Genomic DNA, 8,031 nt, shown 5'->3' on the forward strand with positions numbered 1-8,031 from the left:
ACGGAGCCCGGAACCCCCACGCCGATCACAAGGACGCCCGCAGAGACGCGGTGCCGAGCTTCTCCACGACGGCACGGACGTGGGCGCCGGGCCGCAGCGGAACAGCCGCCGTGGCGGCGCCGGCCAGGAAGACCCACCCGGACTCCAGGCGTACCCCGTGCCGGCCGGCCAGCCGGATGCCCTCGTCGAGGGCCCGGCGCGGATCGCCGAGGATCGCCGCGGTCGAGCCGACCTGCGCCACCCGTCCGTCGACCTCCAGCAGCACGCCGAGGTTGTCCAGCCCCGCGGGCACCGGCGACCACGGCCCGATCACGAACGCGGCGGCCGAGGTGTTGTCGGCGATCACGTCCGGCAGCGAGAAACGGAAGTCGGCGTACCGGGAGTCGATCAGCTCGATGGCCGGGGCGACCGCGCGGACCGCGTTGGCGAAGTCGCCGACCGGTTCACCCGGCTCGGGCAGCCGGTCCAGCAGGAACGCCACCTCCGGCTCGACCCGGGGATGGATGTACGCGGCCGGATCCACAACACCGCCGTCGGGCACCCGCATCGCGTCGGTGAGCCGCCCCCAGATCACCTCGTCGACGCCGACCTGGGCCATCTTCGCCCTGCTGGTGAGCCCCATCTTCAGCCCGACCAGCCGCTGACCGGCGTCGAGGCGACGCTGGAGCAGGGCGGCCTGCACGGCGTACGCGGTGTCCACGTCGAGGCCGGTCTCGGCGGCGAGCTGTGGGATGGCGGTGGCCGCGTCGGCAGCCGCGCCCAACTTCTCGGCGATCCCCGCGACGTCCGGTGCAATCATGAGGACTCCTCCTTGCCGGCCAGGTCGAGTGCCACGTCCACGATCATGTCCTCCTGGCCGCCGACCATCCGACGCCGGCCCAGCTCGACCAGGATCGAGCGGACGTCCACGCCGTACCGCGCCGAGGCCCGCTCGGCGTGCCGAAGGAAGCTGGAGTAGACCCCCGCGTACCCGAGGGAGAGCGTCTCCCGGTCCACCTGGACCGGCCGGTCCTGCAACGGGCGGACGATGTCGTCGGCCGCGTCCATCAGGGCGAACACGTCGCAGCCGTGCTTCCAGCCGTGCAGCTCGGCGACCGCGACGAAGACCTCCAGCGGTGCGTTGCCGGCACCCGCGCCCATGCCGGCGAGGGACGCGTCGACGCGGACGGTCCGGCCGTGCGGTGCGTCCGGCCCGGCCGGCGCGGACCCGGTGACCCGGCCGTGCTCGACGGCGAGCACGCTGTTGGCGACCCCGAGGGACAGGTTGTGGTGGGCGTGGATGCCGATCTGCGTCTCCGGCGCCAGGACCTGCCGGTACGCGTCGACCCGCTGCGCCACGTCGGACATCAGCAGCCGGCCACCGGAGTCGGTGACGTAGACGCAGTGCGCCCCGTACGACTCCATCAGCTTGGCCTGCCCGGCGAGCCCGGCCGCATCGTTCATGTGCGACATCATCAGGAACCCGGCCACGTCCATGCCGTTCTCCCGGGCCCAGGAGATGTGCTGGGCGGAGATGTCCGCCTCGGTGCAGTGGGTGGCGATCCGGACGCTTGTCACCCCGAGCGCCTTCGCGGCCTTCAGGTCGGCGATCGTGCCGATGCCCGGCAGCAGCAGGGTGGTCAGCTTCGCCGTGGTCAGCACCTCGGCGGCGGCGGAGATCCACTCGGCGTCGCTGGCGGCGCCGTGGCCGTAGTTGACGCTGGAACCGGCGAGCCCGTCACCGTGTGCCACCTCGATGGCGGCGACACCGGCGGCGTCCAGCGCGGCGGCGATGGTGCGTACCTGCTCGACGGTGTACTGGTGGGCGATGGCGTGCATGCCGTCGCGCAGCGTCACGTCCTGGATGTACAGCTCGGTCATGACGCGGCCACCTCCGAAGAACGCAGGGCGACCAGCCGCTCGGCGGTGCGCAGCGCGGCGGAGGTCATGATGTCCAGGTTGCCGGCGTACGCCGGTAGGTAGTGCCCGGCACCGGAGACCTCCAGGAACACCGACACCTGCAGCGCGGTGAGCTGCCGCCCGAGCGTCGGCAGGTAGGCCTCGACCCGGTCGAACTGCACGTCCTGCTTGAGCTGGTAGCCGGGGACGTACTCCTGCACCGACGCCACCATGTCCGCCACCGAGGCGGCGATGGCGTCGGTGTCGGCGTCGGCGTCCGGGCAGAGGCAGTAGACGGTGTCGCGCATCAGCAGCGGCGGGTCCGCCGGGTTCAGCACGATGATCGCCTTGCCCCGCTCGGCACCACCGACGACCTCGATGGCCCGGGCCGTGGTCTCGGTGAACTCGTCGATGTTGGCCCGGGTGCCCGGCCCGGCGGAGCGGGACGCGATGGACGCGACGATCTCCCCGTACGCCACCGGGGTGACCCGGCGGACGGCGGCGACGATCGGCACGGTCGCCTGACCGCCGCAGGTCACCATGTTGACGTTGCGCTCGTGCAGGTGCTCGTCGAGGTTGACCGGCGGCACCACGTACGGGCCGAGCGCGGCCGGGGTCAGGTCGACGATCGTACGGCCGTGTGCCCGCAGCACCTCGTCGTGGCGTCGGTGCGCGCCGGCCGAGGTCGCGTCGAAGACCAGCTCGACGTCGGCGAACTCGGGCATCGCCACGAGCCCGTCCACGCCGTCGGCGGTGGTGGCCACGCCGAGCCGGCGGGCCCGGGCCAGACCGTCGGACGCCGGGTCGATGCCGGCCATCGCCACCATCCGCAGCTCGCTGCTGAGCCGCAACACCTTGATCATCAGGTCGGTGCCGATGTTTCCCGACCCCAGCACCGCCACCCCGACGCTCACTGGTTGCCCCCCTTGCTAAAACATGTGCGGACCGAACCGAGGCCGGAGATCCGCGCCTCGTACGCGGCACCGGGGGTGACCGGCACCATCGGGCCGAGCGCACCGGAGAGCACCACGTCGCCCGCGCGCAGCGGGTCACCGGCGCGTGCGAGGGTGCCGGCCAGCCACTGCAGGGCGTGCAGCGGGTTACCCAGGCAGGCCGCGCCCGCGCCCACCGAGACCGGTTCACCGGCGTGTTCCAGCACCATCCCGCAGAGCCGCAGGTCGATGTCGTTGAGCCGGCGCGGCGTCGTGCCGAGCACGAAGAGCCCACTGGAGGCGTTGTCGGCGACCGTGTCCACGATGGAGATGTCCCAGGCGGCGATGCGCGAGTCGACGATCTCGATCGCCGGCAGCACGTAGTCGACCGCGCGGATCAGGTCGACAGTCGTGATCTGTGGGTCCGGGAGGTCCTTGTCGAGCACGAACGCGATCTCCGCCTCGACCCGCGGCTGGAGCAGCCGGTCGATGGCCACCTCGACCCCGTCGCCGACCGCCATGGCGTCGGTCAGCATCCCAAAGTCGGGCTGGAACACCCCGAAGGTCTCCTGCACCGCCCGGGAGGTCAGCCCGATCTTCGCGCCGACCCGACGTTCGCCGCGGCCCTGCCAGGCCCGCGCCTGGAGCTGCTGCACACGGTACGCGGACTCGACATCCCCCTCCGGCAGCAACCGACCGCGCAGAGGTGGGCACGGCTTGCCGGTGTTGCGGGCGTCGGCCAACTCCCGGTTGGCGGCCTCGATGTCAGGTTCCATGCCCGCTCCTCGCTGGGGTGCGTTCACGACAGGTCCACGCAGACGTTGGTGAGTTCGGAGTAGAAGTTCAACGAGTGCACGCCGCCCTCGCGGCCGATGCCGGACGCCTTCACCCCGCCGAACGGGGTACGCAGGTCGCGTAGGAACCACGTGTTGACCCAGACGATGCCGGCGTCGAGCCGCGCTCCGGCTCGATGCGCGACGCCCACGTCCCGGGTCCACACGGTCGCCGCCAGGCCGTACTCGGTGCCGTTCGCGAGCGCGTACGCCTCGTCCTCGGTGTCGAACGGCGCGACGTGCACCACCGGGCCGAAGATCTCCTCCCGGTTGGTACGAGCGTCGGGGCCGAGCCCGGTGAGAACCGTCGGCTGCACGTACGACCCGCCGTCGCGGGCGTCACCGAAGGTGGGCGTGCCGCCGCCGGTCAGCACCTCGGCGCCCTCGGCGCGGGCCAGCTCGTACGCGCCGAGCACCTTCGCCCGGTGCTGGTGGGAGATCAGCGGCATGGTGGCGGTGGCCTCGTCGGTCGGCCAGCCGTACGCCAGAACGCCTGCCCGCTTGGCGAGTCGGGCGGTGAACTCCTCGAAGACCGGGCGCTGCACGTAGAGGCGTTCGGTGCAGAGGCAGACCTGCCCGCCGTTGGTGAAGCTGGACCGCATCGAGCCGGCCACCGCGGCGTCCAGGTCGGCGTCGGCGAAGACCAGGCCGGCGTTCTTGCCGCCCAGTTCGAAGCTGACCGCCTTCACCCCGTCGGCGGCGGCCCGCATGATCGCGCCGCCGGTGGCCGACTCACCGGTGAAGGTGATCGCGTCGACCCCCGGGTGGCGGGTGAGGAACTCACCGGCCGAGTCGGGCCCGAACCCGTGCACCAGGTTGAACACCCCGGCCGGTACGCCCGCGGCGGCCATCACCTCGGCGAGCAGCGTCGCCGAGGCGGGCGTCTCCTCGCTGGGCTTGACCACGACGGCGTTGCCACAGGCCAGCGCCGGCGCCACCTTCCAGGTGAGCAGCAGCAGCGGCAGGTTCCACGGCACGATGACGGCGACCACGCCGACCGGTTTGCGCAGCGCGTAGTTGAGCGCCCGGCCGCCGGTCGGGGTGACGGTGGTGAACGACTCGGTGGGCGCGGTCGCCACGATCTCCGCGAACGCCCGGAAGTTCGCCGCGCCGCGCGGGATGTCCAGCGTGCGAGCCTGGGCGATGGACTTGCCGGTGTCGGCGACCTCGGCGGCGACCAGGTCGTCGAAGCGGCGCTCCAACTCGTCGGCGACCCGGCGCAGCACCTCGGCGCGTTCCCGCTCGCCCATCCGGCCCCAGGGGCCGCGCAGGGCGGCCCGGGCGGCGGCCACCGCGTCGTCCACCGTGGACTTCGACGCCTCGACCACCTCGAACACCTGCTCCCCGGTGACCGGGCTGGCCTTGGCGAACGTCGGCCCACCGTCGACGAACTCGCCGCCGACGAAGTTGCGCAGCCGCAGCGGCCCGGCCGGCGCGTGACCGGCCATCAACCGCGGATCCCAGGTCCCGGTCATCCGCGCCTCCTCCGACTCAGTGCCGCGCCGACCGCCAGCAACGCGGCTCCGCCGACGACCGCCCCGAGTACCCGGTGCTGTCGTCGGACCCGGCGGCGCACCTCGGCGTACGGCGTGGTGGAGAAGGACACCAGCTCGTACTGGGAAACGTACCGGCCGGGCAGGGCCCGCTCCAGAGCGTGCTCCACCTTGCGGCGGAGCTGGAAGACCGGGGAGGCGACCTTGTCCCGCATCTCCACGAAGTTGGTCAGCGCCATCGTCGCGATGGCCTCGGCGTTCTCCTGCCGGCGTTGCTGGAACAGCGGTAGCGCCCCCAACCAGTCGTCGGCGCACTCGTCCAGGCAACGGTCCAGCTCGACCACGTCCTCGAACGCGCAGTTGGCGCCCTGACCGTAGAACGGCACGATCGCGTGTGCCGCGTCGCCGAGCAGCCCGACCTTCCCGTAGACCTGCCAGGGGGTGCAGCGAACCGTGCCGAGCACGCCCACCGGGTTGTGCTGGTAGTCGTCGACCAGGTTCGGCGCCAGCGGGATGACATCCGGGTAGTGCTGGGTGAAGTGCTCTTCGATCGCCGCCGGGCTGTCCAGTGCCGCGAAGCTTCCGCTGCCCTCGTTGGGCCAGAACAGCGTGCAGGTGAAGGAGCGGTCCGGGTTCGGCAGCGCGATCATCATCGAGGTGCCGCGCGGCCAGATGTGCAGGGCATCCGGGTCCAGGGCGAAGTCCCCACCCAGCGCCGGGATCGTCAGCTCCTTGTAGCCGTAGTCGAGAAAGTCCACGCTCTCGTCCAGCAGCCCGTACGCGAGCAGTTGCCCGCGCACCGCGGAGCCGGCGCCGTCGGCACCCAGCACGACCGACGCCTTGGCGGCGACCGGGCCCTGCGGGGTCTCGAAGCTCAGGGTGCCGTCGATCGGGTCGAGCCCGACCAGCCGGTGGTCGAAGACGATCCGCACCCCGGGCAGCGCGGCGGCCTCGTCCAGCAGGGCGTTGTTCAGCGCACCCCGGCTGATCGAGTTGATCGCCCGGTCACCGGCGGCGCTGTACGACTGGAACTGCTGCTCGCCCTCGACCGGGTGGATCATCCGGCCGCGCATCGGCAACGCGTCGGTCATCACCTGGTCGGCCAGCCCGATCCGGCGCAGCGCGTCCAACCCGCGCTCGGACAGCGCCAGGTTGATCGAACGGCCCCGCTCGGTCGTGCCGGTACGCGGGTCGGACCGGCGCTCGTAGAGGGCCACCGGGTAGCCGCGCCGAGCCAGGAAACAGGCGGCCAGACAGCCGGCCAGCCCAGCACCGATGATCGCGATCTCGTCGCGCCGGGACGTCATGAGGCCACCTGCCCGACCGTCGCCGCGAGCGCGGCGGCTGCCCGCCAGCAGTCGTGGTACGTGGAGTAGAGCGGCACCGGGGCGAACCGGACGACGTCCGGCTCACGGGCGTCGGCGATCACGCCGTGTTCGTACCGCAGGCGTTTGGTCAGCTCGGCGGCGCTGCCGGCGCCGATGCGCACCGAGAGTTGGCAGCCCCGCCGGGCCGGGTCACGCGGGGTGACCACGCGCAGCGGCCGGTCAGCGGTGACCTCATCGAGCAGTGACTCCAGCCAGCCGGTGAGTCGCAGGCTGCGCGCGCGCAGCGCCGTCATGCCAACCGTGTCGAACAACTCCAGCGAGGTACGCACCGGGCCCATCGCGAAGATCGGCGGGTTGGAGATCTGCCAGGCCTCCACAGTGGCGGGTGGCCGGGACACCGGGGTCATCTCGAAGCGGGTGGCCGCCGCGGTGCTCCACCACCCCTCGAAGCGGGGCAGGTCGGGATCGCCGAGGTGCCGCTCGTGCACGAAGACGCCCGCCAGGGCGCCCGGCCCCGAGTTCAGGTACTTGTAGGAGCACCAGGCGGCGAAGTCGACGTCCCAGTCGTGCAGGGCCAGCGGCACGTTGCCGACGGCATGGGCGAGGTCCCAGCCGACCACGGCTCCGGCCGCCCGGCCGGCGGCCGTGATCGCCGGGATGTCCAGCAGCTCGCCGGTCAGGTAGTTGACCCCGCCCAGCAGCACCAGCGCCACCCGATCGCCCTCGGCGGCCAGGTAGTCGGTCACGTCCTCGGTGCGCAGGGCGTCCTCGCCGGCGCGTGGGCGCAGCCGGATCACCGTGTCGTCCGGGTCGAGGCCGTGGAACCGGGCCTGACTGCGCACGGCGTAACTGTCCGAGGGGAACGCGGCGTCCTCGATGACGATCCGGGTGCGGGTGCCGGCCGGGCGGTAGAAACTGACCATCAGCAGGTGCAGGTTCACCGTGAGCGAGTTCATCACCACGGTCTCCGCGGGCCGGCCGCCGACCAGTCGGGCAGCCGGCGCGGTCAACAGCTCGTGGTACGGCAGCCAGGCGCGCTCCGCCTCCAGGTGCCCCTCGACACCGAGCCGCCCCCAGGCGTCCAGGTCGGCGAGGAGTTCGTCGCGGGTGGCCCGAGGTTGCAGGCCGAGCGAGTTGCCGGCGAGGTACGCCGACTCGGGGTGGTCGCCGCCGTCGGCCGGTGGCACGTGGAACAGGTGCCGGTGGCCGGGGTCGGCTTCGTCGAGGCGGTGCGCCTCTTGTTCTGGGGTGTGCATGTCTCGCTCTCCGGTCACATCGCGGTACGGGCCGACCACAGCTCCGGGAAGACCACCCGGGACATGCTGCGCTGCAACCATGCCAGCCCGGCGGAGCCGCCACTGCCGACCTTGGCGCCCATCGTCCGCTGCACCGCCTTCACGTGGTTCCAGCGCCAGTCGCCGAACTCCTCGGCGACTCCGCTCAGCGCCTCGCCGAGCAGTCGCAGGTGGTTGTCCGGGCCGGTGTCGCCGTAGATCTGCACCCAGGCCGCCTCGACCGCCGGCTGGGGGTCGTGCTCGACGGACACGTCCCGGTCGAGCAGGTCGGC

The 8,031-nt window shown here is 72.2% G+C and carries 7 protein-coding genes and 1 pseudogene (1 of these 8 running past the window's edge); all 8 read right to left on the reverse strand.

Features of this window, described 5'->3' with window-relative positions; all coding sequences use genetic code 11:
- Window positions 1–25 precede the first annotated feature (25 nt).
- Window positions 26–799, reverse strand: a complete 774-nt coding sequence (locus tag C7C45_RS30115) for a 2-keto-4-pentenoate hydratase (RefSeq protein WP_110567802.1) — start codon at window positions 797–799, stop codon at window positions 26–28.
- The gene (gene dmpG / locus C7C45_RS30120; RefSeq protein WP_110567804.1) at window positions 796–1,860 is read right to left on the reverse strand and encodes a 4-hydroxy-2-oxovalerate aldolase; all 1,065 of its coding nucleotides are present in this window, start codon (window positions 1,858–1,860) and stop codon (window positions 796–798) included. The genes C7C45_RS30115 and dmpG overlap by 4 nt, the downstream gene beginning before the upstream one ends.
- On the reverse strand, window positions 1,857–2,792 hold the full coding sequence (locus C7C45_RS30125) for an acetaldehyde dehydrogenase (acetylating) (protein WP_110567806.1): 936 nt from the start codon (window positions 2,790–2,792) through the stop codon (window positions 1,857–1,859). Before C7C45_RS30125 ends, dmpG begins: the two co-directional genes overlap by 4 nt.
- Window positions 2,789–3,586, reverse strand: coding sequence for a 2-keto-4-pentenoate hydratase (locus tag C7C45_RS30130; RefSeq protein ID WP_110567808.1), 798 nt, complete (start codon window positions 3,584–3,586; stop codon window positions 2,789–2,791). Before C7C45_RS30130 ends, C7C45_RS30125 begins: the two co-directional genes overlap by 4 nt.
- Before the next feature lie 23 nt (window positions 3,587–3,609).
- Complete coding sequence (locus tag C7C45_RS30135; protein ID WP_110567810.1) at window positions 3,610–5,091, reverse strand: 2-hydroxymuconic semialdehyde dehydrogenase; 1,482 nt, start codon at window positions 5,089–5,091, stop codon at window positions 3,610–3,612.
- 23 nt (window positions 5,092–5,114) lie between these two features.
- Window positions 5,115–6,443, reverse strand: a complete 1,329-nt coding sequence (locus tag C7C45_RS30140) for an FAD-dependent oxidoreductase (protein ID WP_110567812.1) — start codon at window positions 6,441–6,443, stop codon at window positions 5,115–5,117.
- Window positions 6,440–7,720 (reverse strand): kynureninase, encoded by a 1,281-nt coding sequence (gene kynU, locus C7C45_RS30145; protein ID WP_110567818.1) that lies wholly within the window; start codon window positions 7,718–7,720, stop codon window positions 6,440–6,442. The genes C7C45_RS30140 and kynU overlap by 4 nt, the downstream gene beginning before the upstream one ends.
- A gap of 14 nt (window positions 7,721–7,734) precedes the next feature.
- Window positions 7,735–8,031 (reverse strand): annotated as a pseudogene (locus tag C7C45_RS30150) (tryptophan 2,3-dioxygenase) (it continues 592 nt past the right edge of the window).

This window comes from Micromonospora arborensis, from assembly GCF_003205615.1.
Lineage (GTDB): Bacteria > Actinomycetota > Actinomycetes > Mycobacteriales > Micromonosporaceae > Micromonospora > Micromonospora arborensis.